26 protein-coding genes are annotated in these 25,959 nt (G+C 62.5%); 17 read left to right on the forward strand and 9 right to left on the reverse strand.

The window, feature by feature from the left end; all coding sequences use genetic code 11:
• Window positions 1–65 precede the first annotated feature (65 nt).
• The 6 genes from pcaD (at window position 66) to pobA (ending at window position 4,993) form a co-directional block, all read left to right on the forward strand.
• The gene (gene pcaD, locus M2281_RS13265; RefSeq protein ID WP_280821617.1) at window positions 66–878 is read left to right on the forward strand and encodes a 3-oxoadipate enol-lactonase; all 813 of its coding nucleotides are present in this window, start codon (window positions 66–68) and stop codon (window positions 876–878) included.
• Window positions 871–1,278 carry a 4-carboxymuconolactone decarboxylase gene (gene pcaC, locus M2281_RS13270; protein WP_280821618.1) on the forward strand — a complete coding sequence of 136 codons (408 nt, stop codon included), beginning with the start codon at window positions 871–873 and terminating at the stop codon, window positions 1,276–1,278. The genes pcaD and pcaC overlap by 8 nt, the downstream gene beginning before the upstream one ends.
• Window positions 1,275–2,030: a protocatechuate 3,4-dioxygenase subunit beta gene (pcaH, locus tag M2281_RS13275; protein ID WP_280821619.1), complete on the forward strand. Its 756-nt coding sequence runs from the start codon at window positions 1,275–1,277 to the stop codon at window positions 2,028–2,030. The genes pcaC and pcaH overlap by 4 nt, the downstream gene beginning before the upstream one ends.
• On the forward strand, window positions 2,030–2,647 hold the full coding sequence (gene pcaG / locus M2281_RS13280; protein WP_280821620.1) for a protocatechuate 3,4-dioxygenase subunit alpha: 618 nt from the start codon (window positions 2,030–2,032) through the stop codon (window positions 2,645–2,647). Before pcaH ends, pcaG begins: the two co-directional genes overlap by 1 nt.
• A 15-nt stretch (window positions 2,648–2,662) precedes the next feature.
• Complete coding sequence (locus tag M2281_RS13285; protein ID WP_280821621.1) at window positions 2,663–3,715, forward strand: 3-carboxy-cis,cis-muconate cycloisomerase; 1,053 nt, start codon at window positions 2,663–2,665, stop codon at window positions 3,713–3,715.
• Between the two features lie 108 nt (window positions 3,716–3,823).
• Window positions 3,824–4,993, forward strand: coding sequence for a 4-hydroxybenzoate 3-monooxygenase (pobA, locus tag M2281_RS13290; protein WP_280821622.1), 1,170 nt, complete (start codon window positions 3,824–3,826; stop codon window positions 4,991–4,993).
• Window positions 4,994–5,463: 470 nt separating this feature from the next.
• Here the strand turns inward: pobA and M2281_RS13295 are convergent, their stop codons facing one another.
• Genes M2281_RS13295 through M2281_RS13315 form a run of 5 tightly spaced genes read right to left on the reverse strand, consistent with a single transcriptional unit; the run spans window position 5,464 to window position 10,742 of the window.
• Window positions 5,464–6,447: a carbohydrate kinase family protein gene (locus tag M2281_RS13295; RefSeq protein ID WP_280821623.1), complete on the reverse strand. Its 984-nt coding sequence runs from the start codon at window positions 6,445–6,447 to the stop codon at window positions 5,464–5,466.
• Between the two features lie 8 nt (window positions 6,448–6,455).
• Window positions 6,456–7,658, reverse strand: coding sequence for a trans-sulfuration enzyme family protein (locus M2281_RS13300; protein ID WP_280821624.1), 1,203 nt, complete (start codon window positions 7,656–7,658; stop codon window positions 6,456–6,458).
• A gap of 21 nt (window positions 7,659–7,679) precedes the next feature.
• The gene (locus M2281_RS13305; protein WP_280821625.1) at window positions 7,680–8,516 is read right to left on the reverse strand and encodes a carbohydrate ABC transporter permease; all 837 of its coding nucleotides are present in this window, start codon (window positions 8,514–8,516) and stop codon (window positions 7,680–7,682) included.
• A 2-nt stretch (window positions 8,517–8,518) separates the two neighbouring features.
• Window positions 8,519–9,433: a carbohydrate ABC transporter permease gene (locus tag M2281_RS13310; RefSeq protein ID WP_280821626.1), complete on the reverse strand. Its 915-nt coding sequence runs from the start codon at window positions 9,431–9,433 to the stop codon at window positions 8,519–8,521.
• A gap of 58 nt (window positions 9,434–9,491) precedes the next feature.
• Window positions 9,492–10,742, reverse strand: coding sequence for an ABC transporter substrate-binding protein (locus M2281_RS13315; protein ID WP_280821627.1), 1,251 nt, complete (start codon window positions 10,740–10,742; stop codon window positions 9,492–9,494).
• 32 nt (window positions 10,743–10,774) lie between these two features.
• On the opposite strand from M2281_RS13315, the gene M2281_RS13320 reads away from it, so the two are divergent.
• The 5 genes from M2281_RS13320 (at window position 10,775) to M2281_RS13340 (ending at window position 16,093) form a co-directional block, all read left to right on the forward strand.
• Window positions 10,775–11,761 carry a MurR/RpiR family transcriptional regulator gene (locus tag M2281_RS13320; RefSeq protein WP_280821628.1) on the forward strand — a complete coding sequence of 329 codons (987 nt, stop codon included), beginning with the start codon at window positions 10,775–10,777 and terminating at the stop codon, window positions 11,759–11,761.
• A gap of 293 nt (window positions 11,762–12,054) precedes the next feature.
• Window positions 12,055–12,882, forward strand: coding sequence for a transporter substrate-binding domain-containing protein (locus tag M2281_RS13325; RefSeq protein WP_280821629.1), 828 nt, complete (start codon window positions 12,055–12,057; stop codon window positions 12,880–12,882).
• Window positions 12,883–12,947: 65 nt separating this feature from the next.
• Window positions 12,948–14,228 carry an NAD(P)/FAD-dependent oxidoreductase gene (locus M2281_RS13330; protein ID WP_280821630.1) on the forward strand — a complete coding sequence of 427 codons (1,281 nt, stop codon included), beginning with the start codon at window positions 12,948–12,950 and terminating at the stop codon, window positions 14,226–14,228.
• A gap of 19 nt (window positions 14,229–14,247) precedes the next feature.
• On the forward strand, window positions 14,248–15,219 hold the full coding sequence (locus M2281_RS13335; protein ID WP_280821631.1) for an amino acid ABC transporter permease: 972 nt from the start codon (window positions 14,248–14,250) through the stop codon (window positions 15,217–15,219).
• On the forward strand, window positions 15,209–16,093 hold the full coding sequence (locus M2281_RS13340) for a DMT family transporter (RefSeq protein WP_280821632.1): 885 nt from the start codon (window positions 15,209–15,211) through the stop codon (window positions 16,091–16,093). The genes M2281_RS13335 and M2281_RS13340 overlap by 11 nt, the downstream gene beginning before the upstream one ends.
• Window positions 16,094–16,143: 50 nt before the next feature.
• Here the strand turns inward: M2281_RS13340 and M2281_RS13345 are convergent, their stop codons facing one another.
• Together M2281_RS13345 and M2281_RS13350 are read right to left on the reverse strand one after the other, a co-directional pair.
• Complete coding sequence (locus tag M2281_RS13345; RefSeq protein WP_280821633.1) at window positions 16,144–16,956, reverse strand: PfkB family carbohydrate kinase; 813 nt, start codon at window positions 16,954–16,956, stop codon at window positions 16,144–16,146.
• 84 nt (window positions 16,957–17,040) lie between these two features.
• Window positions 17,041–18,054 carry an SIS domain-containing protein gene (locus M2281_RS13350; protein ID WP_280821634.1) on the reverse strand — a complete coding sequence of 338 codons (1,014 nt, stop codon included), beginning with the start codon at window positions 18,052–18,054 and terminating at the stop codon, window positions 17,041–17,043.
• A gap of 204 nt (window positions 18,055–18,258) precedes the next feature.
• On the opposite strand from M2281_RS13350, the gene M2281_RS13355 reads away from it, so the two are divergent.
• Window positions 18,259–18,990, forward strand: a complete 732-nt coding sequence (locus M2281_RS13355; RefSeq protein ID WP_280821635.1) for a GntR family transcriptional regulator — start codon at window positions 18,259–18,261, stop codon at window positions 18,988–18,990.
• Window positions 18,991–19,031: 41 nt separating this feature from the next.
• Here M2281_RS13355 and M2281_RS13360 read toward each other — a convergent pair whose 3' ends face one another.
• Window positions 19,032–19,802: an IclR family transcriptional regulator domain-containing protein gene (locus tag M2281_RS13360; protein ID WP_280821636.1), complete on the reverse strand. Its 771-nt coding sequence runs from the start codon at window positions 19,800–19,802 to the stop codon at window positions 19,032–19,034.
• A 132-nt stretch (window positions 19,803–19,934) separates the two neighbouring features.
• On the opposite strand from M2281_RS13360, the gene M2281_RS13365 reads away from it, so the two are divergent.
• The 5 genes from M2281_RS13365 to M2281_RS13385 all read left to right on the forward strand — a co-directional run bounded on the left by M2281_RS13365 (window position 19,935) and on the right by M2281_RS13385 (window position 25,098).
• On the forward strand, window positions 19,935–20,792 hold the full coding sequence (locus tag M2281_RS13365; protein ID WP_280821637.1) for a CoA transferase subunit A: 858 nt from the start codon (window positions 19,935–19,937) through the stop codon (window positions 20,790–20,792).
• Window positions 20,789–21,586: a CoA-transferase subunit beta gene (locus M2281_RS13370; RefSeq protein WP_280821638.1), complete on the forward strand. Its 798-nt coding sequence runs from the start codon at window positions 20,789–20,791 to the stop codon at window positions 21,584–21,586. The genes M2281_RS13365 and M2281_RS13370 overlap by 4 nt, the downstream gene beginning before the upstream one ends.
• A 2-nt stretch (window positions 21,587–21,588) precedes the next feature.
• Complete coding sequence (pcaF, locus tag M2281_RS13375) at window positions 21,589–22,797, forward strand: 3-oxoadipyl-CoA thiolase (RefSeq protein WP_280821868.1); 1,209 nt, start codon at window positions 21,589–21,591, stop codon at window positions 22,795–22,797.
• Between the two features lie 188 nt (window positions 22,798–22,985).
• Window positions 22,986–23,447, forward strand: a complete 462-nt coding sequence (locus tag M2281_RS13380) for an Lrp/AsnC family transcriptional regulator (protein ID WP_280821869.1) — start codon at window positions 22,986–22,988, stop codon at window positions 23,445–23,447.
• A gap of 7 nt (window positions 23,448–23,454) precedes the next feature.
• Window positions 23,455–25,098 carry an aminotransferase class V-fold PLP-dependent enzyme gene (locus M2281_RS13385; RefSeq protein ID WP_280821639.1) on the forward strand — a complete coding sequence of 548 codons (1,644 nt, stop codon included), beginning with the start codon at window positions 23,455–23,457 and terminating at the stop codon, window positions 25,096–25,098.
• A 4-nt stretch (window positions 25,099–25,102) separates the two neighbouring features.
• Here the strand turns inward: M2281_RS13385 and M2281_RS13390 are convergent, their stop codons facing one another.
• A complete protein-coding gene (locus tag M2281_RS13390) occupies window positions 25,103–25,891 on the reverse strand; it encodes a helix-turn-helix domain-containing protein (RefSeq protein ID WP_280821640.1) in 789 nt (262 codons plus the stop codon).
• Between the last annotated feature and the right edge of the window lie 68 nt (window positions 25,892–25,959).

A 25,959-nucleotide genomic window follows, 5' to 3' on the forward strand; every position in this document is an offset into this window, starting at 1 on the left:
TCGCCACAAAATATCATTTTACCAAACCAAACAACTAATCCACTGTCACACCGAGGAGAAACTCAGTGCAATTCATCGATATTGGCGGCGTCGCGCTCCACTACCAGCTCATCGGCGGTCCCGCAGACAAGCCGGTAATCGTCTTTATCAATTCCCTCGGCACTGACTTTCGCATCTGGCGCGACGTGATCGTCCGTCTCGTCGGCGATTTTCCCATCGTGACTTACGACAAGCGCGGCCACGGCCTGTCAGATGTAGGCGCCCCTCCCTACGCGATGGAGGATCATGTCGGCGACCTCGAAGCGCTGCTCGATCATCTCAATGTAAAGAGCGCCATCATTTGCGGCCTGTCGGTCGGCGGCCTTATTGCGCAGGGTCTCTATGCACGCCGCCCCGACCTGATCAAAGGCATTATCCTTTGCGACACGGCCCACAAGATCGGCACGACAGACAGTTGGAACGCGCGCATCGCCACTGTGGAGAAAGAGGGGATCGACGCGATCGCCGACGGCATCCTGAAATTCTGGTTCACGCCTGCGTTCCATGCCGAGCGCAAGATCGAGCTCGCTGGCTATCGCAACATGATGGTCCGCCAGCCCGTCGCCGGCTATGTCGGCACATGCGCGGCGTTGCGCGATGCCGACTACACTGAAGTTGCCGCAAACATCGCAGTGCCGACGCTTTGTATCGTCGGCGACCAGGATGGCTCGACGCCGCCCGCACTGGTGCGCACCACCGCCGACCTTATTCCCGGCGCCCGTTTCGCGGTCATCGAGAACGCCGGACACATTCCTTGCGTCGAACAGCCCGAAGCGCTGGTCGAACTCATGCGCAAATTCCTTGCCGAACTGCCCTCCGGAGAAAGACGTCATGAGTGAACAGCCTCGGCACTCGAGAAGGTACCGGGAGGGGCTTGCCGTCAGGCGTTCGGTGCTTGGTGACGCACATGTCGACCGCGCCGAGAAGGCCTCGACCGATTTCGACCGTCCCTTCCAGGAGTTGATCACCGAAACCGCCTGGGGCAACCTCTGGGCGCGTCCGGGCTGGACCAAACGCGAGCGTTCGATGGTGACGCTGGCCCTGCTTGCCGCGCTCGGCCACGATGAAGAGGTGGCCATGCATGTGCGCGCCACGGCCAACACCGGTGCCACCCGCGAAGACATTTGCGAAGCCTTCCTGCACGTTGCAGTCTATGCCGGCGTGCCGGCGGCCAATCAGGCGATCAAGATCGCCAAGCAAGTGTTCGCCGAAATGGATGGGGAAACCGGGGCAAAATGAGCGCTGATCCGTTGTCCAACCGCAAGCCCGAGACCGGCGCCTTTTTCCAGCGCGACCGCCTGTGGCACCCGCCGGCATTCACGCCCGACTACAAGACCTCGGTGCTGCGCTCGCCGCAGAAGGCGCTGCTTTCGCTCGACAACACGCTGTCGGAGATTACCGGTCCGGTGTTCGGCCACAACGTGCTGGGCGAGCTCGACAACGACCTGATCCACAACTTCGCTAGGCCCGGCGAAAGCGCCATCGGGCCGCGCATAATCGTCTATGGCCGTGTGCTCGACGAGCGCGGCAAGGTCGTGCCCGGAGCGCTGCTGGAATTCTGGCAGGCCAATGCCGGCGGCCGCTATCGCCACAAGAAGGAAGGCTACCTTGCCGCCCTCGACCCCAATTTCGGCGGCTGCGGACGCACTATCACCGACGAGGAAGGCAACTACGTTTTCCGCACCATCCAACCCGGGCCCTATCCCTGGCCGAACGGCGTCAACGATTGGCGCCCCGCTCACATCCACTTTTCGGTGTTCGGCCACGGCTTTGCACAGCGCCTGATCACCCAGATGTATTTCGAGGGCGACCCGATGATCTGGCAGTGCCCGATCGTGAAGGCCATTCCCGACCGGACGGCGATTGAAACACTGATCGCCGCGCTCGATCGCGAGGCGACGATCCCCATGGATGCGCGCGCCTACAAGTTCGACATCGTGCTGCGTGGGCGCCGCTCGTCGCTGTTCGAAAACAGGCTGGAGGGTAACTGATGGCGCAGTCTCTCAACCGTCTGAAGGAAACTCCTTCGCAGACTGCTGGCCCCTACGTGCATATCGGCCTGACGCCGAATTTCTGCGACATCACCGGCGTCTACCCGGAAGACCTCGGCGCAACCATGGTCAACGACAAGACCAAGGGCGAGCGCATCACCATCCGTGCCCGCGTGCTCGACGGTACTGGCACGCCACTCAAAGACGCGTTGATCGAGATCTGGCAGGCCGATGCCGACGGGCTCTACAATTCTCCGGGCGAGATGCGCAGCGCTGCCGATCCGAATTTCTCCGGCTGGGGGCGCAAGGCCACCGACATGGATACCGGCGAATGCGTTTTCGAGACGATCAAGCCGGGCCGCGTGGCGTTCAAGGACAGGAGGCTGATGGCCCCGCACATTACTTTCTGGATCGTCGCGCGGGGCATCAATATCGGCCTGCAGACGCGCATGTACTTCTCTGAGGAAGCTGCGGCAAATGCCGAGGACCCGGTGCTGGCCCGCATCGAGCACAAGGTGCGCGTGCCCACCCTGATTGCGCAGCGCGCTGCCGATGGCGCCTATGTTTTCGACATCCATCTCCAGGGGGAGAAGGAAACGGTCTTCTTCGATATCTGAGCTGGGTATCAGGTCATGTCCTTCTCGCCCTTCGATCATCCAATACTCTCCGGCCTTCTCGGCGACGACGAGACCGCGCGGCATTTTTCGGCCGCTGCCGAGATCGAGGCCATGCTTGTTTTCGAGCGGGCATTGGCCGAGGCGGAAGCCGACGAGGGCGTTATCGAGCGCGAGGAGGCTGACGCGGTTATCGCGGCGTTGAAGACGTTCAAGCCGGATATGGCAGGGCTGAGGGCGGGGGTCGGGCAGGACGGCGTCGTGGTGCCGGAGCTGGTGAGACAGCTTCGCACCGCAATCGGCAAGCCGCATGAAAAGGCGGTGCATTTCGGCGCCACCAGCCAGGACGTCATCGACACTGGGCTGATCCTGCGGCTGAAGCCGGCGATCGCGCATCTCGACGCGACACTGTCCGACGTGATCGACCGGCTGGCGGGTGTGGAGGCACGCTTCGGCGACCGGTACCTGATGGGCAGGACGCGGATGCAGGCCGCGATCCCGATCACGGTTGCCGACCGCGTCCGGTCGTGGCGGGACCCGCTGGTCCGGCACCGCAGGCGACTGGACGAGCAGCGTCGGGAACTGCTCGTCGTACAGTTCGGCGGGGCGGCGGGCACGTTGGAAAAGCTGGGCGACAAGGGGGCAGGCGTGCGCGCCGCGCTGGCGGCCAAGCTGCAGCTAGGCGATGCGCCGCAATGGCACAGCCAGCGCGACAGGCTGGCAGACTTCGCAAGCCTCCTGTCGCTGATTGCCGGCAGTCTCGGCAAGTTTGGGCAGGATGTTGCGCTGATGGCCCAGACAGGCGGCGAGATCGAGCTGAAGGGCGGGGGTGGGTCCTCGGCCATGCCGCACAAGCAGAATCCGGTGGCCGCCGAGGTGCTGGTCGCGCTCGCACGGTTCAACGCCACGCAGCTTTCGGGAATGCACCAGGCACTGGTGCACGAGCAGGAGCGCTCGGGCGCGGCCTGGACTCTGGAATGGCTGATCCTGCCGCAGATGGTGGCGGCCACTGCCGCAGCCCTCCGGCAAGCGAAGGCGCTGGCAGGTCAGATCGAGGCCATAGGCTCGTAGCGGCGGATCTTCTTCCACCGCGACCACGGAATTGGAATGCCACCGCACGTCCGCGAGCCCGGTCATCGGGCGCGGCCGGCCTGAATGCAAACGACAAGCAGGGAAGCAATGCGCACGAAGGTTGTGGTCATCGGTTCGGGTCCCTCGGGGCTGTTGCTCGGGCAGCTTCTGGCCAACAGCGGCATCGACAACATCATTCTGGAACGGGTCGATCGCGACTATGTGCTGGGCCGCGTGCGCGCCGGCGTGCTGGAACAGGGCATGGTGGACCTGCTGGACGAGGCTGGCGTGGGCGCGCGCATGCATGCCGAGGGCTTGCCGCATGAGGGCATTTCCCTTGCCTTCGACAACCGTCTGCACCGCATCGACCTTTATGGGCTCACGGGCAAGCGCGTCATGGTCTACGGCCAGACCGAGGTGACGCACGACCTGATGGACAAGCGAGCGGCGGCCGGCCTGACGACCGTCTATGAGGCCAAGAACGTCCAGCCGCACGATTTCGATACGTCGTCGCCTTTTGTCACTTATGAGAAGGAAGGCCTCACCCAGCGCATCGACTGCGACTTCATCGCCGGCTGCGACGGCTTCCATGGCGTCAGCCGCAAGTCGGTGCCGCAGGATACCATCAGGACCTATGAACGCGCTTATCCGTTTGGCTGGCTGGGCATTCTCGCCGAGGTTCCGCCGGCGGATCATGAGCTGATCTATGCCAACCATCCGCGCGGCTTTGCGCTGTGCTCAATGCGCTCCGAGCACCGCAGCCGCTACTATGTGCAGTGCCCGCTTGACGACAAGATCGAGGACTGGAGCGACGAGCGCTTCTGGGACGAGCTGCGCTGCCGCCTGCCGAAAGAGGCGGCCGACCTGGTGGTGACCGGGCCGTCTTTCGAAAAGTCGATAGCGCCGCTGCGCTCCTTCGTGGCCGAGCCGATGCAGTTCGGCCGCCTGTCACTGGTCGGCGATGCCGCGCACATCGTGCCGCCCACAGGCGCCAAGGGCCTCAACCTTGCCGCCAGCGACGTGCGCTATCTCTTCTCAGGGCTGCGCGAATACTATCTCGACAAGTCATCGGCGAGCATGGAGACCTATTCGGGCAAGGCGTTGGCCAGGGTTTGGAAGGCGGTGCGCTTCTCCTGGTGGATGACCACCATGCTGCATCGCTTCCCCGACACCGACGCCTTCGGCCAGCGCATCCAGGAGGCCGAACTGGACTATCTCGTCCACTCGCGAGTTGCCTCGGCATCTCTTGCCGAAAATTACGTCGGTTTACCTTACTAAGGGCGGGCGTCGGCGGGCTGCACTGCCGGGGCCCTCAAGGGGCTCGAAAAGCACTCTTGCGCCTCATCGGACCCTGTCAGGATCCGATTGACAGGTTGACCGGCCTTTCGCTGGAGGTCGCCTGAATAAATCCTGTTCAGGATGGAACACGCGGTTTCCGCACGAGACAATGGCCGGTTGACCAGAAGTGGGCCTCCCAGCGAAGCGGGTTTCTTGCGGATATGGTCCCAAACCTTCCAGGTCCCATCGGGCTCCTGGACACATTCAAATCGAGAGGCGGTATCCGTCAAGTTGGACCTCGCTAAGCCATCCCTCCCGATGTTGCGACTGTTGTGCGAGGCCGCAATAAAGCAATTTCGGCTGCGTGTCATGTCGCAAATCGGCCAAGCATGCAGGACTGGCCGAAAGTACAAAACGCCCTCTGTTCGAACGACGCGGCGCTTACCGTTTCGAACGGCAGGCATTGGGCGTTAGCGTCGAATATGTGCGTGGATCTCCGCCAGAAGTGTCGGGTCGATCGCGGCTTTAGAAATCCCATCGAGAAGCGCATCGCAGCTTACGGCGTTCGCACCAGGCCCCAAGTTTGAGGCGGCAATCGCTCCAGCTACATTTGCTAAAGCGCCGGTGGCGGATGGCGAAAGGCCAGTAAGCATTCCGAATATGTAGCCGGCTGCGAAGGCGTCGCCCGCGCCGGTCGTATCGATGACGTCGACCTTGACGGCCGGCGAATGCAACTCTTCCCCTTTGCGAAAGAGAACCGAGCCTTCAGCGCCGCGCTTGATCACGACGTTCGTCGCGCCGGCTTCGAGCAGGGCGCGGGCGGCGGCATCCAGCGTTGTGGGCTGGCCTTGGCCGCCGAGCAGTTCGGCGTCCGACTCGCCGAGGAACACGGCGTCAATCTGCGGAAGCAGAACCATGACCGCCCGCCCGATCGCGCCGGCGATGCCTGAGGGGATGTCCAGCGTAATCGGGATGTTTCCAGCGCGTGCCAAGTCGATCGCGCGCAGTGCGGCATCGCTCTGAGGGGCCTTGAGCAGAGCATAACCTGAAAGATGGAGTAGGGTGGCGTCGGCCAGCGCCGCCGCTTCGACATCGTCGGCGCCGAGTTTCACGTTGGCGCCGCGATAGGAGAACATGGTGCGCTCACCGCTGGCGCCGACCACAACGATGTTGAGTTGGGTCGGCTCCTCGGCGTCGCGGCTGATCCAGCGGGTTTCGACCCCCGCCGCTGCCATCTCGGCCATGCACCAGTCGCCCCAGGCGTCGGTGCCGGTCCTGCCTATGAAGCGGACCGGCTGGCCGAGCCTGGTCAGTATCAGCGCGGTATTGGTAGCCGAGCCGCCGATGCCGTGCATCTGCCGCTCGGCAATGCCTTCACCGCCTTCCGGCGGATAGGCCGCAACCTGCAAACTAAGGTCGACGTTGATGTCGCCGAGGATTGCGACTGCGGGCAAGAGTGCTCCTAGACATCGATATGCATCTGATCGAGTGCCAGTTCTACATCGGCGATGATGTCGTCAATATGTTCGATGCCGACCGAGAAGCGGACCAGGCCGTCGACGATGCCCATGGCGTGGCGTTCCTGAGAAGGAATGTCGAGGAAGGCCATCGTCCCCGGCATCTGCGTCGTCGTGCGCAGGCCGCCCAGGCTGGCCGCGAAGGAGCAGAGCTGGAGACGCTTCAGCAGACGAACGCCGTGTTCCTCGCTTTCCACCTGGAAGGACAGCATCGCGCCGAAATTGCGCAGCTGTTCCTTAGCCGATTCATGGTTCGGGTGGGACGTCAGGCCAGGATAGAAGACGCGCTTCACCTTCTCATGGCCTTCGAGATAGCGGGCCAGGGCCGCAGCGTTGGCGCACTGCTTCTCAACCCGAAGCGCCAGCGTCTGCACGCCGCGCAGCAGCAGCCAGGCGTTGAAGGGCGACAGCGGCGCGCCGAGCTTGTTCAGTGTGTTCCACCGCACGTCTTCCAGCCAGTCCTTGGGCAGCAGGTCGGACTTCTGCGTGATGACGCCGCCGACCGCGTCGTTGTGACCGCCGATGAACTTCGTGGCGCTCTCGACCACAACGTCGACGCCGAAGGAATGGGGCTGGCAGACCGCCGGGCTGGCAAATGTATTGTCGCAGATCACAATGATGCCGCGGCTGTGCGCCAACTCCACGAGCTTGCGGATCGGCGGCACCTTCATGGTCGGATTGGCCAGGGCCTCGAAGTACAGCACCTTGGTCTTGTCGTTGAAGGCGCGCTCCACCTGTGCAGGATCGCTGGTGTCGACGAAGCTCACGGTGATGCCGAAATCGCCGATACGGTGGTCGAAGAATTCGTGCGTGCTTGAATAGGTGGTGATGTCGGTGACGATGTGATCGCCGGCCTTCAGGATGCCGAACAGGGCGTGCGAGATCGCGGCCATGCCCGAAGCGGTGGCAAGACAGACATCGGCGCCGGTCAATTGCGCGATGTGCTCCTCGAACTTGTATTCCGTCGGATTGCCGCAGCGGCTGTAGATGTTCACTTCCTTGCGCGCGCCGGCGACGATCTGGTCGTAGATGTCGCCTCCGTACTGGAAGTTGGCCGACATGTAGATCGGGTAGCTGATCGACTGCGACTCCGGTTCGGGTTCATAGAATACGGCGCGGCTGGCGAAATCGAGCTTTTTGGACGACATGCGGATACTCCTTGAGGGGGCTTATTCCTTGACCGCGCCGCCGGTTAGGGCGGTGGTGATCTGGCGTTCGAAGAAAACGAAGAGGATGAGCGGGGCGATGGCGGCCAGGAAAATTGCCGCCAGCATCACCGGATAGTTGGTGATGTGTTCGCCCACGAAGTCAGCCAGTCCGACGGGAAGTGTCTTCTTGGCCGGCGAATTGATGAAGACGAGGGGGAACAGGAAGTCGTTCCACACCCAGATCATGTTGACGATCGCGGCGGTGAACATCGCAGGCCGCGCAATCGGCATGGCGATGCGCCAGAAAATAGTGAACTCGCTGCAGCCGTCTATCCGCGCCGCTTCGATGATGTCGCGGGGCAGCGTGACGAAAAAGGCGCGCATGATGAAGAGGGTGACCGGCACATTGAAGGCGGCCGTCGGCAGGACCACGCCAAGATGCGTGTCGAGGAGGTTCATCGCGCGCAGCATCACCACCAGCGGAACGAGCGCCACATAGGCGGGGATGGCCATGGCGATCATCAGGCCGATCTCGATGCCTGCCAGCCAGCGCGGCCGGTAGATGGCGAGCGCATAACCGCCTGCTGTGGCAACGACGACGGCCAGTGCGGTCGAGCCAAGCATCACAATCAGAGAATTGAGCGAATAGGTGCCGAGCGCGCCGGTGCTCCACGCCTGGACGAAGGCGTCGAGGCTGGGCGTCGCAGGTAGCGACCACACCGAACGCATGAACTCCTTGTTGGTCTTCAGCGTGCTGTAGGCCATCCACACAAAGGGGAAGACCACTACCAGGACGTGAACCGAAAGGAAGGCGAGCACCCCGACGCGAGTGATGCTCCAGCGCGAAGTCAGGTGCATGCTCAATCGCCTTTGCCCGCTTTGCTGCTGCGCAGACCGCGGAAGACGATCCAGGCGCCGATCGCCGTCAGGAGCATCTGGGCGAAGCCGATGGTCGCCGCGTAGCCCATCTCGAAAGAGCTGAACCCGATCTTGTAGAGGTAGGTCGAGACGACCTCGCTGGCGTGGTTCGGGCCGCCATTGGTGAGCACGAAGACGAGCGAGAACGTCTTCAGCGAGCCGATGATGCAGAGCATGACGTTGGCGCGCACCGAGTCCCAGACCATCGGCACTGTGATCGAAAAGAGGGACCGAAAATGTCCGGCGCCATCAAGGGCTGCGGCTTCATAGATGCTGTCGGGTACATTGCGTACGGCGGCAACGAAGAGAAGCACGTAGAGGCCGAGATAGGTGAAGCTCATCACCGCAACGACCGCCGCGAACGCCGTTGAGGACTGGCCGAGCCAGCCGGTTGCCAGACTCTGCAGGCCCACGGCCTTCAGAGCCGCGTTGAGCAGCCCGAAATAGGGATTGTAGATGAAACGCCACAGCAGACCGATGCAGATCTCGCTGACGATAACCGGCACCAGATAGAGAAAGAGGAACAGCCGGCCGATTTTGCCAACGATGCGCACGAGGCAATAGGCAATCACGAGCGCCAGCAGCACCTGCAGGACGATGGCCGAGGCGGCCACCGCAAGATTGCGCGCCAGCGCTGCCCAAAAGAAGCCGTCGCCGGCGAGCCGCAGGAAATTGTCCAGTCCAACGAAGACCGGAGTGGCAGTGCCGTTCCATGAGTAGAAGGACAGGACGGAGGAATAGACGACCGGATAGGCGACGAACCCCACGACGAGGATCAGCGTCGGCAGCAGGAACAGCAGCGCGTAGCGGCTGTCGCGTTTCACCGCTGAACTGGCGGCCGCTGCTCCAGATGCCATGGGGGGTCTTCTCCGTACTTGGTCGCGCCACCAGGGGCGGCGCGACCTTGTCGAGCTGTTACTTCGCCTTCAGCGCTTCTTCCAGGCGCTTGGCGGCCTCGTCAGGCGCGACCGATCCATCGAGCACGCCCTGCAGCGAGGTGTAATACGTGTCGGTGCCCTTCGGCGGCATGGCGGTGTCGTAGAACGGATCGAGATTGGCCGCCTTCCCCATCAGGTCGTTGCTGATGCCATAGAGCACGGGACCTGCGGCTGCTTCGGTCGTGGCGCCCTTGACGGTGACCATCGTCTTGCGCAGCTCGACATATTTGGTCATCACTGCGGGCGAGGTCAGGAAGCGCAGCAGCGTGACCGCATCTTCCTTGTTCGTGGTCTTTTCGGCGATGCCGAAGGCCGCAGCGACGCCGCCAAGGATATCGCTCTGGTCGCCCTTGCCTTCGGCGACGGTCGGGAAGGGGAAGAAGCCGAGTTCGAAGCCGTCCGGCGCGTCGGCGGAAGCGCCGATCTGCCAGGTGCCGTTCAGCATCATTGCAGCCTGGCCGTTCAGGAAGAGCATGTTGGCTTCCTGATCGCTCATGCCGTTGAAGCCGACCGGGAAGTAGCCCTTTGCCGAAAGGTCGGCGATGCGCTTGAACGCCTCGGTGCCTTCCGAGCCGAGCGTGGCATCGGGCTTTCCAGCGACGAAGCTGGAGACGACGCCCGAGCCTTTCAGGCGCATTTCGAGATACTGGAACCAGAACGTCGCCGGCCAGGAATCCTTGTTGCCCAGAGCAAACGGAACGAGGCCGTCGGCCTTGATCTTCTCGCACAACTCGAGCAGCTGGTCATAGGTTGCGGGAGCCGTCCAGCCTTTCTCGGCGAACAGCTTCTTGTTGTACCAGAAGACGGAGGAGTCGATGTCGATCGGCACCGCATAGGTGTGGCCAGCCATCGTGGTTTGCGCAAGGGCGCTCGACAGGAAGCTGTCGCCCCAGCCATCCTTGGCCAGTGCCTCATCCAGCGAGTACATCTGGTTGCCGGCCACGAAGGCGCCAAGGAAGCCGCCCGGCAGCGTGTAGAAAACGTCCGGCGGATTGCCGGAAGCCATGGCCGTGTTCAGCTTGGTCTTGTAAGAGGACTGCTCGGCGGCGACGACGTTGAGCTTGATATCGGGATGCGCCTTGCCGAATTCCTCGAGCGCATAGTTGATGAAATCGACTTTGTCCTGCTGTCCGGAATAGGCGTGCCAGAAGGTCAGCTCGCCGGCCAACGCGGAAAAACTCATCGACATGGAAGCGGCGATGCCAAGCGCAACTGCACGCAAACGCATGATTTAACTCCTCCCTACAGGTTTCGCGCACCTTGCGCGAGGGCATGCAGTGGTGCCACATTCTCACTATGGTGTCCACAGTGGCACCACTTATCACCAGATTCTACGCACCGGTGATCTTTCGAGGAGAAGGCCAAAACGAGGCGGGCATGATCGATCATCCCAATATTTCTGGCGGCGGGGGCAATGCCGCGAGCCGGCTGCGCAGCGCGCTGCCCGCACTTTCGGACTCCGAGCGCCGCGTCGCATCCTGGATTCTCGAAAACGTCGACCTGGCCATTCGCCAGTCTATGTCCGCGATTGCGCAGGCCATCGAGGTCAGCGACACCACGGTTCTTCGCATGTGTCGCACGGCCGGCTTTGAAGGCTTCACCGATCTCAAGCTGGCGCTGGTCAGGGATTCAGGCGATCGGCCTGCCAGGGCTCTCGACCAGGCGACAGAGGCCGAGGGCGATTTTGCCTGGGCCAATCGTGTCTTCACGGCCAATATTCAGGCGATCAGCGACACGTTGACGATGCTCGATAAGCCGACCATGACTCGTGCGCTCGATCTCATAGCGGGCGCGCGTCACATTCTCATCGGCGGCGTGGGCGGATCCGGCCTCGTTGCGCAGGCGTTCTATCAGCGATGTTTCCGGCTGGGCCTGCATTGCGACGCGCCGGTGGATTCGCAGTTGCAACTCATGCACGCTTCGCTGCTGGGTCCAAAGGATCTTGTGGTCGCCATTTCCTATTCCGGCATAACCAACGATCCAATCCTGCTGCTTCAGGAAGCCAAGGCGCGAGGCGCATCGACGCTTTGCATCACCGGCAATCAAAGGTCTCCATTGGCGCGTCTCGCCGACCTGGTCCTGGTCAGTGTTTCGTACGAGATGCGCAGCGAACCAATGGCAGCGCAGATTGCCCAACTGACGCTTGTCGACGCCCTTTACGCCGCATTGGTCGCGCGAGCGCCGGACGCCGCCCATATGAACGAGGAGCGCATGGTCAACGCCATCCTCCCAAAGTCCATCCGATGAGGCATCATGCAGCCGGTTGCCGTGCAGGCTCGGTCCCGTTGCCGGATCGGCGCGTATTCAACAGGAATCGCGTCATTGCCGGCTTTCCCCGATCCCGGACAACCCATACAAGTGCAAGCGGCCTGCGTTCAAATGTGACTGTCATTACGAATTTGCATGGCTTGATCCAATCGTTTCATCGTTCAGTCGTGATAGCGCTCTTGACTCCCGAGGAAACGGAATTACAGGTTTTAGTTGTCAGACATCTTACATAGACTGGGGATCGTCCTGACGGGAGTGAACGGGAGGACTAATTGAAAAAGCTCTTCGCACGACTGGCCATTGGGGCTGCATTTGTCGCCTTTGCGGTCTCCGCCCATGCCGGGCAGACGCTCGACCGCGTCATGGGTAAGAAGGCGATGGTTGTCGCCACCAACAGCGGCTGGCCTCCGCAGAGCTATCTCGACGATAACAACGAGATGGTCGGCTTCGACATAGACGTTTCCCGTGAGATCGGAAAGCGCCTTGGCGTCGAGGTGAGCTTCGAGACGCCCGAATGGGCGACGCTGACCGGTGGCCACTGGCAGGGACGCTACGACCTTGGCGTCGGTTCGGTGACGCCAACCAAAGCCCGCGCCCAGGTGATCGATTTCGTCGGCATCTATTATTACAGCCCTTACGTCTATGCGGTGCACAAGGACAGCACGGCAAAGACGGTGACCGACCTCAACGGTAAGGTCATCGGTGTTGAGACGGCAACGACGTCGGAAGATTTCATCAACCGCAAGCTCGAGATCGATGCGCCTGGCCTGCCGCCGATCGAATACAAGCTCGAGCCCGGCGAAGTCCGCACCTATGCCGATTCGATGCTTCCCTTCGATGACCTGCGCCTCGGCGATGGCGTCCGCATCAATGCGGTGATTGCGCCCGAGCAGACGGCGCTCAACGCAATCAAGAACGGCTACCCGGTCCGCGTGCTCGAGGGCGAATACGCGTTCCGCGAGCCGCTCGTCGTGATCGCCGAGAAGGGCGACGCGGAGTGGACGGCCAAGGTCGGCGGCATCATCGAAGAGATGAAGAAGGACGGCACCCTCGGCCAGCTCACCACCAAGTGGTACGGCAAAGACTACAGCGCAGACTGAGTCTAGCGGCACGGGCCGATTTTGGCGCCCGTGCCTTTCCTTTTCTTGAAAGACCCAGGCGCGCGATGACCTATCCCGACACCTATTACAAGCGGACTATGTCCGATCCGAAGAAGCGTCCGTCGCTCGCCGGCACGGAAGAGTGCGATACCCTGATCATTGGCGGTGGCCTGGCGGGGCTGACGACCGCGCTGCAGCTCGCAAGGGCAGGGCAGTCGGTGGTGGTTCTCGAGGCCCAGAGCGTCGGGTTCGGCGCCTCGGGCCGCAATGGTGGGTTCGTCAGCCCAGGCTATGCCACCGGCACTGACCAGATCGCCCGGATCGCCGGACAAGACGCAGCCAAGCGACTGCATCTGATGTCGATCGAGGGCGTGGATTACGTCCGCCAGAACATCGAGGCGCTCGGCATCGACGACGCAAAGCCCAAAAAGGGGCTGATGAGCGCAGTGCGCTATGAGGACGGCGCCAGCCTCAAGGCATATGTCGAGCAAACCCGTCGGCAGTATGGCTATGAACTCGAATTCATGGATCGCGACCGGGTCCGCACCGTGCTGAAGTCGGACCGCTATTTCCAAGCAGTTCGTGACGGCCAATCCTTCCACATGCATCCCCTCAACTATCTGCGGGGGGTCGCGCGCGAAATCGAGCGCCTCGGCGGGCGCATCTTTGAAGCGTCGCCGGCAAAAGCCACCAATCTCGACGGCGCGCAGAAGCGTGTCATGACCCAGAACGGCGAAGTGCGGGCGCGCAACGTCGTCTTCACCACCGGCGGCTACACCGGCTCGCTGCATGGAAAGCTGAAGCGCTCCTTCCTGCCGATCGCGACCTATGTGATGGTCAGCCAAGAGGCGCCGGAACTCATCGCATCCGCTATCCAGACAACGGACGCCATCGGCGACAATCGCCGCGCCGGCGACTATTACCGCGTCGTCGATGACGGCAGGCGGCTGCTCTGGGGCGGGCGCATCACGACACGCGCTGCCTCGACGCAAGCGCTCGTTCGCGAGTTGCGCGCCGAGATGGTGGGAACCTATCCGCAATTGGCCGGCCTCAAGACGGAACTCGCCTGGTCGGGCCTCATGTCCTATGCCCGCCATCTCATGCCCCAGATCGGGCGCATGAGCCCCGGCGTCTGGCATTGCACGGCTTTTGGCGGGCACGGGCTCAACACCACCGCAATCGGCGGCAAGGTCATCGCCGAAGGCATTCTTGGAGAGTCTGATCGCTACAAGCTGTACGAGCCCTTCGGCCTCGTCTGGGCCGGCGGTCTGGCCGGCCTTGCGGTTGCGCAGCTCACCTATTGGAAACTTCAGGCTCAGGACTGGTGGCGCGAACGCGCTGCCTGAAAAGCGAAAGATCGACATCATGCTCGGCCGATTGATACTCAGCTATCCGGAAGCATCGCGGCGGGCCGCAGGCCTGTTCTTTCTCGCCCTGGTAACGGTTGCGCTCTACCAGCTTGGCATTAGTTCCGCCTGGATCGGTCGGGTGCTGCCCTCGGCCGAAACTTGGCTGAACGAAAATCCCACCGCGAGCCGGTTCGTCTCCGCGCTGTTGGTCGCGCTCATAGTGGCCGCCAACTGGAAGGCGCTGCACCAGCTTCCACGCAGACAGCAGATCGTCGCGGTGTGGATGGAGCTCTTCGCGCTCCTGATGGCCTTCTTCTATTCGTTCGATCTGTCCTTCGCCTTCATCGCCAAGAAGATCAGCTTCCTGATCACGCAGGGCGTGGTCACGACGCTTTATATTTCGGCGATCTCGATCGCGATCGCCACCGCCATCGCGCTTGTCGGTGCCATCGGCAAACTGTCGAGCAATGGCGTCGTCTACGGACTGGCGACCTTCTACACGTCGCTGTTTCGCGGCCTGCCGCTGCTGATGCAGATCTACATCATCTATCTCGGGCTGCCGCAGGTGGGTTATGTCATCGGCCCGGTGCCGGCCGGCATTCTCGCGCTTTCCCTCTGCTACGGCGCCTACATGACAGAGATCTTCCGGGCCGGCATCGAGAGCATTCCGCGCGGCCAGTCTGAGGGCGCGGCCGCACTCGGCCTCAACCCTTCCCAGACCATGGCCCTGGTGATCCTGCCGCAGGCGATGCGTATCATCATCCCGCCAACGGGCAACCAGTTCATCGCCATGCTGAAGGACTCTTCGCTGGTGTCGGTCGTCGGCGTCTGGGAAATCATGTACCTCGCCCGCACGCAGGGACAGACGGAATTCCGGCATATCGAGATGCTGATCACAGCCTCGATGATCTACTGGATCCTTTCGATCTGCCTCGAATACGGTCAGTCGCTTATCGAAGAACGTTTCGGCCGTTTCAATGTCCGCTGAAACGTCTTCGGCAGATGTCGACGGCGTGATTGCGCCGTCGAACAATCGTGCCGTGCTGCTTGTTCTTTCTGCCTTTGCCGTCTTCTCGTGCACTGATGTTATCGTGAAGGTGCTTGCGGGACGGATGCTGGCACCGCAGGTAACATTCCTGATCACCGCCGCGGCGCTGATTGTTTTGCTCGGCCACGCTTTTGCCACCGGGCGAGGGTCGCGGCTCGTTCCCCGCCATCCTTGTGTGGCGCTGCTGCGCGCGCTGCTGCTCGCCGGCGATACCTTGCTGATCCATTATGCCTTTGCAGTCCTGCCGCTTGCGGAGGCGTATCTGCTGGCTTTTTTGACGCCGATCCTCGTTGCGGTGCTCGGCTTTGTCTTGCTGGGCGAACGGCTTTCGGCGATTGGCTGGGCGGGCGTGCTGATCGGTTTCGCCGGTGTTGCGGTCGCTCTCAAGCCGGGTGTCGCCCCGCTCAATCTGGGTCATGCGGCGGCGGTCGGGTCCGCTGTCTTCTTTGCTCTTTCGCTGGTTTTGCTGCGCAGGACCAAGGCGGCCGAGACCGACGAGGCGCTTGTTTCAAGCCTGCTGGTCGTGCTTGCGCCGGTCGCCCTTGCTGTAGCGGCTGTCAGCGGCGGGTTCGCACAGGTCAGCCTCGGCGATCTGGCGCTCGCGCTCGCCGGCGGAGCGATGATGCTCGGCGGCCATGCGCTGCTTGTCCGCGCCTTCCGCATCGGCGAAGCCTCAGTGGTCGCGCCCTTCCAGTACAGCCAGATCATCTGGGGCTGCCTGTTCGGGCTGCTTGTCTTCTCGACCCCCGTAGAGCTCCACACGCTGGCCGGTGCCGCGATCATCATTCTGTCCGGCTGGCTCGTGCTCAAGTGATGCCGTGGCCGGCTCTCCGGCAGCCAATACGCCAGCCCTAGAGCCTCAAATCAGAGCGATTGCGGCTCCTGGGGAAAGCCGCCGACATGGGTGCAGGTCTGCGCCGCGTGATCCCGACCGGATTCCAGGCATTGGAGAAGCGATGCACCGGCAACATGCGCAGCCAGGAAGCCGGCGATAAAACTGTCGCCGGCCCCGGTCGTATCGACGACGTCGACCGCGCGAATGCCGGTCGAAGCGCGAACGGTCCCGTCGCTTGCCGCAGAGCCTTCGGAGCCGCGCGTCACCACCGCGATCCGGGCCCCTTGTTGCAGCAGGTGCTCGAGCATTTCCTCGCCGACCTGCTCGTCGTCTCCTGCAGAACCGAAGGCGACCTTAAGCCCGTCGATGCCGAGATCTTCCGGGTCAGCGTTGACGGAAATATCCTGTGACAGGCTGACGCCGGCTGCCGCGAGCGTGCGGCGCAGTGCGCCGCCGTCATTCATCCAGCCAATGTGTACGTGGTCCATCGTCTTGAGGACATCAATCTCGGCCGTCTCGGGCGCGTAACCGGCGCACACGCCGAAATCCTCGAAGGCGATGACACGATCGCCCGACGGCAAGACCTCGATATCGGTATAGGCGGTGACGCCGTCGCGCTCCTGAAGATGATCGAGCAGAACACCGTTTTCCGCCAGCATGCGCCGTGTCCTCAGCCCGCCCGCATCGCGCCCGACGGCGCCGAAGTAATAGGACTTATGCCCGCGACGGGCGAGTTGCACGGCGACGTTGACGGCATTGCCGCCGACGAACGACTGCGAGACGGGCCGCCGAAAGCGATCGATGCAATTGTCACCTACAGCGGCGAAGCGGAAGGTCTTCATGAAAAACCTCTAGGAGGACGGCAAAGCCGCGAACGCGGAAAGGCGCATTCGCGGCTTATAGCTCCGGCTGGCAAGCCTTTCGGGTCAATAGGCGACGCGCTTGTAGTAACGGCGCGTCGTCAGCGGATGATTGCGCATGACCTCCAGATGCGCGCTGATGCGTTCCAGCACCGTTGCGAGCAAGATAGGCGAAATCAGCGCGCGCACTTCCGGCGAAATACCGGGGAGGGCAAACTCGGCCGTGTCGAGCACCGCAAGCTTCTCGGTGTAGTTGGGCACGAAGTTCTGCACCCGCTCGGCGAGCGGCCGCAACTCGTCCTCACCCTTGAACAGGATAACGCTGACGCCCTTTTCGACCAGTTCGAGCGTACCGTGGAAGAAGTCGGAAGCATGAACCGGGCGGGTGCGGATCCACTGCATTTCCTCAAGAATGCACATGCCGTAGTAGAAGGCCTCCGGCCAGACGTTACCGGCGCCAGTCACGATGTGGTAGTCCGACCCAGCGAGGATCTTGGCGAAGGCCTCTGCCTTCGGCTCGTAGGCGCGCTTCACCTCGAGGAGCAACTCCGGCAGCTTGGAGAGCTCTCCAATCACCTGCTCGTAGTTCGCGATCTCGCCGCGATGCTTCATGATCGCGAGCGCGATGAAGAGGGACTGCAGGTAGAAGGACTCGCATGACGTGTCGTCCTCGGCAAAGTTCACGAAGACATGGTCGCCACCCTTGCCGAGCGGCGTTTCCTCATTGCCGACCAGCGTGATGATTTTTGCGCCGATCTCTTTCAACTTGCCGAGCAGGGCGACGCTTTCCTTGGTCGTTCCCGAAAGCGAGGGCATCACGACGATCGACTTCTCCGTCAGATTAGCCGACCCGGTGATGACGAGTTCGGCCGGCATGTCGATGAAGGCAGGGAAGCGAGAACGGCGCTGCAACAGTTGCACGGCCGGTTGCATGAGGATCGCAGCTCCTCCAGTGCCGAGGAAGAAAATGTTCTCCGCTCCGGCGGACAGGCAGGAGGTGATGGCCGCTTCCAGGCGCTTTTGGAGGGCGGCGGCACCCGACTGGATGCGCAGGAATCTCTGTTCGTCGAAGTTCAGCATGGTTTCGGCTCTTGGTCGCAATGAAGATGGATCAATGTTGTAAGACAACTGACATCGTGGTTGACGGCTGTCAAGGGAACGGTCTTGCTTTCTCATGGACTTATCGTTTGGGGAGGGCGGCAGCGCGGGGACGCTCTAGGCTTGACCTGCATGAATTTGTCAGACAAGAACAAGTTTGCGCTAACAATCTTACGAGGCAAGCCCGTGGATGAGCCCCTTCGCGATTCACGCACGCTGGCTATCCAGCTTCGCGATCGGATCGCAGATCTCATTCGTTCCGAAGGACTGAAGCCGGGCGACAAGCTGCCGACAGAGGCGCAGTTGACGCAGCGCTTCAAGATTTCCCGCCCAGCCTTGCGCGAAGCCCTGAAGCTGCTCGAGCAGGACGACATCATCTATGTCGAGCACGGACGTGGTCGCTTCGTCTCAGCGCTCTCCGCGGTCCAGGTTGACCGGCCGATCACGGTGTTCGAGAGCGTCACCGACATGGCGCGTCACTACGGCTACACCACCGTGAACAAGGTGCTGTCGATCTCGGAGGAAAAGCCGGACAGCCGCGTGGCCGAGTCCCTGCAACTCTCGCCTTCCGATCGCGTCATTCGCATCGAGCGCATAAGGCTGCATAACGACGAGCCGATCCTCTACTGCATCGACTATGTGCCGCGCAGCATCATTCCGACGCGGCTCTACGATATTGACTGGAGCGGATCGTTGCTGGGGCTGCTAGAGCAATATGGGAACAGGCCGCGCATGTCGGCCGCTACCGTGTCCTCCGTGATGTTGCCCGACGACGTTATCGAGCGGCACGATCTGAGGGATTTTGGCCCATCGCTGCGGATCACCGAAACCTGTTTCAACGCGGCAGGCATACCGGTGAACTATGCCATCGACTATCATCGTGGCAGCCACTTCTCCTTCAGCCTGACCCGCAAGTAGGCCTCTGCGGCAACGTTGGGGGTGGACCAAAGCGCCGGCAGTTACTGCACGAAAAAGTCTTCGATCCGAGCCGACGTCTGCTTCAAGAGCGGCAGGAAATCCCGCTCCATTTCGGCAACGGAATGTCGCGCGGACTGGGTGGAGACGTTGATTGCCGCGACGATCGCACCCGAGCGGTCACGCAGCGGCACAGCGATCGAGCGCAAGCCGATTTCCAACTCCTCGTCGACAATCGCATAGCCGTCGCGGCGCGCCTTGGTGACGGCATCGGCGATCCGTTTCGGCTCCGTAAGGGTTTTTTCCGTCTTGGGGTCGGGTGCGATGCGGGAAAGGAAGGCGGCGACTTCCTCGGGCTTCAGGCCGGAAAGCAGCACGCGGCCCATGGCCGTGCAATAGGCCGGCAGGTGCGAACCGACATGCAGTTCCAGGCTGACGATGCGCGGGCCTGCGGCGCGAGCTACATAGACCACATCCTCGCCCGACAGGATGGTGGCCGAGCAGGATTCCTGCAACGCGGCGGCCGTTTGGCGCATGAAGGGCTCGGCGAAGGCCCATAGCGAGGTGCCCTGCAGCCAGGTGCGGGCGACCGACAAGAGGCGCGGCGATAGCGCAAACAGTCGGCCGGTCTGCGTGGCATAGCCGGTCGCCACCAGCGTCAGCAGGAAGCGCCGCGCGCCGGCGCGTGTCAGCCCAGCCTTTTCGGCCGTCTCAGTGAGCGTCAACCCCGCCGGATGTGCGGCGAGGATTTCCATGACGCCGAGCCCGCGTTCCAGCGAATTCACGTGGTCGCGTGTGGTGCCTTCTTCACGCATGGACGGTGCTTTTCTGGGCGCAGCCATCGGGTGCACCGAAGATTGACTCTCGAGCAGTATTCATGCACAAAGTATCGCATATAAAACAATTGTTCGCAATGCGAACTTTTGACCAGACGACAAGAGAGCGCAATGGCCAAATTCCTGCCCCTGTCGCAAGCGGTTGCCGACAATCTCAAGGATGGCGATGCCGTCGCCTTCGAGGGCTTCACCCATCTCATTCCCACGGCGGCCGCGCATGAAGCGATCCGCCAGGGTTTCAAGGATCTCACGCTGATCCGCATGACCCCCGACCTCATCTACGACCAGATGATTGGAATGGGCATGGCAAAGAAGCTGATCTTTTCCTACGCCGGCAATCCGGGCGTGGGCCTGCTGCGTCGCCTGCGCGACGCCGTAGAGAACAATTGGCCGCATGCGATCGAGCTCGAGGAGCACAGCCATGCCGCCATGGCCAATGCCTATGAGGCGGGCGCCGCGGGGCTCCCTTGCGCCATCTTCCGCGGCTATCGCGGCGCCGAGCTTGCCAAGGTCAATCCGAACATCAAGTCGATAGAATGCCCCTTCACCGGCGAGAAGCTGGCCGCCGTGCCAGCCGTGCGTCCGGACGTGACCTTCATCCACGCCCAGAAGGCCAACAAGAAGGGCGATCTGCTTATCGAGGGCATCATCGGCATCCAGAAGGAAGCAGTGCTGGCCGCCAAGCGCGCCGTCGTCACGGTCGAGGAAGTGGTCGACGACTTCGACGACCTGCACCCCAACCTGACGGTGCTGCCGAACTGGACGATCACAGCGATTTCAGTCGTGCCGGGCGGCGCGCATCCTTCTTATGCGCACGGCCACTACATCCGCGACAACGCCTCCTATCTCGAATGGGACAAGGTCGCTGCCGACCGCGAGCAGTTCCTGGCCTGGATGCAGAAGAACGTGTTGGAATCGAAGCCGGAAGATTTCGCCGGTCGCGTCGAGAATCTGAGGGACGCCAAATGAGCACGGAACTGGGCTTCACGCCGAACGAGATGATGACGATTGCCGCCTCGCGCGCGCTGAAGAGCGACGACGTCTGCTTCGTCGGCATCGGCGCGCCATCGGCGGCCTGCAACGTGGCGCGGCTGACGCATGCGCCCGACATCACGCTGATCTATGAAAGCGGCACCATCGGCACGGCACCCGACGTGCTGCCGCTATCCATCGGCGACGGTGAGTTGTGCGACACGGCCGTGACCACCGTTTCAGTACCGGAAATGTTTCGCTACTGGCTGCAGGGCGGCCGCATCTCCATCGGCTTCCTGGGGGCTGCGCAGCTCGACAGGTTCGGCAACATCAACACCACCGTCATCGGCGACTATGCGCATCCGAAAACCCGACTGCCTGGCGGCGGCGGCGCGCCGGAGATCGCGACCTCGTCCAGGGAGATCTATATCACCATGGCGCAGTCCAAGCGCGGCATGGTCGAAAAGATCGATTTTTATACCTCCTTCGGCCATGGCGAAGGAGGGGACCACCGCAAGCGGTTGGGCATCGACACGGCCGGCCCGACACTGCTGATCACCGATCTCGCCATCTGGAAGCCTGACCCGGTGACCAAGGAGTTCACGGTTGTTTCGATGCATCCGGGCGTCTCCCGCGAAAAGGTTCAAGAAACCTGCGGCTGGACGGTGAAATTCGCCGAGGAAGTTGCTACGACGCCTGCGCCAACCGAACTGGAACTCAAAACGTTGCGCGACCTGCAGGCCCGCACCAAGGCGGCGCATGAGGGAACCGCAAAAGGGAAAGCGGCTTGAACATGGCTGACGCCTATATCTGTGACTACATCCGCACGCCGATCGGCCGTTTCGGCGGCTCGCTCTCCTCGGTGCGCACCGACGACCTCGGTGCGATCCCACTGAAGGCGCTGGTCGAGCGCAATGCCTCCGTCGACTGGGCTGCCGTGGACGACGTGATCTATGGCTGCGCCAACCAGGCGGGCGAGGATAACCGCAACGTGGCGCGCATGGCGCTGCTCTTGGCCGGCCTGCCGGTCGAGGTGCCGGGCACGACGATGAACCGTCTCTGCGGCTCGGGCATGGATGCCGTCATCGCCGCCGCGCGCGCCATCAAGGCCGGCGAGGCCGAACTGATGATTGCCGGCGGCGTGGAATCGATGAGCCGCGCGCCCTTCGTCATGCCCAAGGCCGACACCGCCTTCTCGCGCAATGCCGAGATCTATGACACCACCATTGGCTGGCGCTTCATCAACCCGCTGATGAAGAAGCAGTATGGCGTCGATTCCATGCCGGAGACCGGCGAGAACGTTGCCGAGGAATTTGCCGTCGGCCGTGCCGACCAGGATGCCTTTGCCGCACGCAGCCAGGCCAAGGCTGTGGCCGCGCAGGACAATGGCCGCCTCGGCCGCGAGATCACACCGGTGACGATCCCTCAGCGCAAGGGCGAGCCGGTGGTTGTCGCCAAGGACGAGCATCCACGTGCCGGCACGACCGTCGAGACGCTGGCCAAGCTGCCGACCCCCTTCAGACAAGAAGGCGGTACGGTGACCGCTGGCAACGCCTCGGGCGTCAATGACGGTGCTGCCGCCCTCATCGTCGCTTCGGAAGCCGCGATCAGGAAATACGGCCTGACGCCGATCGCGCGCGTCATTGGCGGCGCCACCGCCGGCGTTGCCCCGCGCATCATGGGCATGGGCCCGGCGCCGGCGACCAGAAAGCTCTGCGCCCGTCTGGGCATCAAGCCTTCCGACTTCGACGTCATCGAGCTCAATGAAGCATTCGCCTCCCAAGGCATCGCCGTGCTTCGCGACCTCGGCATCCCCGAGGACGCTAGCCACGTGAACCCGAATGGCGGCGCGATTGCGCTGGGCCACCCGCTCGGCATGTCGGGCGCGCGCATTTCGGGTGCGGCCGCACTTGAGCTGAAGGAACGCGGCGGCAAGCTGGCGCTCGCCACCATGTGCATCGGCGTCGGCCAGGGCATTGCGATCGCGCTCGAGCGCGTCTGAGCCGAATCATAGACCGCATTTTCAGGAGCCCGGCGTCACTGACGCCGGGCTTTTTCTTTGTGCGGACGGCACCACGTGCCTCCGCAACCTCGCGCGGATTAGACGGGTCATTTCCGTTTCGAACGAAATCGAAAGGATGTAGAAATGTTCATCCTCACGATTTCCGAAAATGGAGATGAGCCTTGCAAATTGACGACTTCGATAAAAAGATTCTTTCCGAAATCCAGAAGAATGCTAGCCTATCCGTATCAGCCATCGCCGAGCGCGTCAGCCTTTCGCCGACGCCGTGCTGGCGGCGGTTGCAGCGGCTGGAGCGCGAAGGGTTCATCGACGGGCGTGTGACGCTCTTGAACCAGGAGCGCGTCGGGCTCGAACTGACGGTCTTCGTGATGATCCGCACCAATCAGCACAACAGGAGCTGGCTGGAGCGCTTCAGTATGGCCGTCGGCAAGTTCCCGGAGATCGTGGAGGTGAACCGGCTGGCAGGCGAGTACGACTACCTGCTCAAGGTCATCACCAAAAACAACGCCGCTTACGACGCCTTCTACAAAAACTTCATCGACGAGATCGAGCTAAGCGATGTCACGTCCTGCTTCTCCATGGAACAGATCAAATACTCAACCGAGCTGCCTCTCGACGTCGTCGCCTGACGGGCTGGTGGGGAAGATCAGGCAAGGCGTGGTGGGCGAGGGGAGCCCAATCGAGGGCCCGTTCGGCCCGCGTCCGCTGGTCTATGCCGACTATGTCGCCTCGGGCCGGGCGCTGGATTTCGTCGAGGAGGCAGTGCGCGCGCATGTGCTGCCCTTCTATGGCAACACCCATACCGAAACGTCCTTCACCGGCCGCGAGACCACGCGGCTGCGCGAAATGGCTCGCGCATCGGCCAAGCGCGCGGTGGGCGCGGGCGAGCAGCACGCCGCGATCTTCACCGGTTCGGGCGCCACGGGCGCCATCGACAAGCTGATCCGCGCCATGGGCCTTTATGCGCCGGCGCACCTGCACGGGAAGGCTGATGCTGAACGGCCCGTCGTCTTCGTCGGGCCATACGAGCACCATTCCAACGACCTGCAATGGCGCGAAGCGTTGGTGGATGTCGAGCGCGTGCCGCTCGACAGCGAGGGGCAAATCTGCCTCGACACGCTGGAGCGGCTGTTGGCCAAGCACGAAGGCCGCGCGAAAAAGATCGGTGCGTTCTCAGCGGCCTCCAATGTCACCGGCATCAAGACCAATGTGCGCAGGCTGGCGGCACTTCTGCATCAGCATGGCGCGCTGTTCTTTTGCGACTACGCCGCCGGTGCGCCCTACATGGCGATCGACATCACTGAGAGCGCGCCGGGCGCGGGCGACCAAATCGATGCGATTTTCCTGTCGCCGCACAAATTCATCGGCGGCCCGGGGGCCTCGGGCCTTCTGGTCGCCGACCGCGCCCTGCTGTGCGGCAAGGTGCCGTCCGTCGCCGGTGGCGGCACGGTCGCCTACGTCACCGCCGATCATCACGTCTTCGTTGCGGATGCGGAACGACGCGAGGAGGCTGGCACGCCCAACATCGTAGCCGATATCCGCACCGGCATCGCGCTGGAGTTGAAGTCGAGCGTGGGCGCCGAAGAGATCGAGCGGCGCGAGAGCGCCATTGTGGCCAAGGTCATGCAGGCATTCCTTGCCGAGCCGGGCATCGAGGTCCTGGGCTCGCCAACGGCGCCACGCGTCGGCATCTTTGCCTTCAACATCCGCGCCGGCGGCAAGACCCTGCACCACGGCTTTGTCACCGCGCTGCTGAATGACCTGTTCGGCATCCAGGCACGCAGCGGCTGTTCCTGCGCGGGGCCCTATGCGCACGACCTGCTCGCCATTCCGGCGGAACAGGCTGCACGGCACGAAGCTCTTGTGGCTGGCGGCGAGAGCCTGCTGCGCCCGGGCTGGGTGCGGCTCGGCTTCAACTATTTCTTCAGCGAAGAGACGGTGGACTATATCGTCTCGGCCGTGCGCTTCATCGCGCGGCGCGGCGCCGACTTTTTGCCGCTCTACAAAGTCGATGCGAGGACCGGCGTTTGGCGCATGGCCGATGCCCCGACGCCCCGCCCGGCATCGCTGACTGAACTGGCCGACATCTGGAGCGACGCGGCACCAAACGAGCCCTCCGCCGCCATGCCAGATTTCGCCACCTGCCTGCAGCTTGCCGATGAGCTGGCAGATGTTGCCGCTGGCAGGAAATCGGCCGCCGAAAGCGCCTTGAGCCGCGAGGCCGAAGAGCTTCGCTGGTTCTGGATGCCGGGCGAAAGCGTGCGGGCCCCCGCCCGATAGGTGGCTATTTCTCCGGAGCAATCCCGACGCGCGCCGAACTGTCGCCGATAAAATTCCGAACCAGCGGCGGTATCTTCGCCGAATCGATGGGCAGGGCGCCGCATTCGCCGACACCCTTCCGGGTGTCGGCGGCCGTGCCCAGGTGCCGCCAGATCATCGGCGAGGCGTAGGGCAGGTTGGCCTGCCGCCACGACAGGCCGAAGGTCATGCCCTTCAGATAAAGCTTCTGGTGCACTGTTGCCGGCAGCAGGATCGTCTCAGAAACGAGATGCTGGAGCGTGCTCTTTTCGACGATGAAGATGCGGTCGCGCAGATAGGACACCAGTCCTTCGTATTTGCCCAGCTGGCTGATCTCGCGGCCCTTGTCGCGAATCCGCTCGACCGTCTTCACATAGACCAGCCCCTCATGCTCGTAGACCGAGCAGAAGGCGCGGATGATCATGCCCGGCCACGACGGCGAGGTGTGATAGGTCTGGTAATAGCCCAGATAGGGACGCAGCGCTGCCACATCACCGGGGAAGGCGCTCTGCACGAGATCCGAGATGGCGTTGCCGGGATTACGGATTTCCCGAAAACGCTCGCGGAAACTTTTTTCCGGTCGCTCAAAGTCTCCCGGCGTCAGCCCGAAATAGGTTGCGATGCGCGAGAGGTTGTAGGCCGATGGCCGGCTTTCACCCGTTACGTAGCGATTGAATTGCTGCCTGTTTATGCCGAGTTCGCGGCAGATCAGCGAGATCGACGGTTTGGTACTGCACGCCCAGCGCAGGTTGTCGGCCAAGTGGCTGTCTTCCATTCGTCGCTCCGATTGCCCCTTTCCAACTAGCGCAAACTAGCTGCAAGCCGCTGCACATAGCGCAATTG

This window comes from Pseudaminobacter soli (ex Li et al. 2025) (genome assembly GCF_029892515.1).
Taxonomy (GTDB): domain Bacteria; phylum Pseudomonadota; class Alphaproteobacteria; order Rhizobiales; family Rhizobiaceae; genus Pseudaminobacter; species Pseudaminobacter soli_A.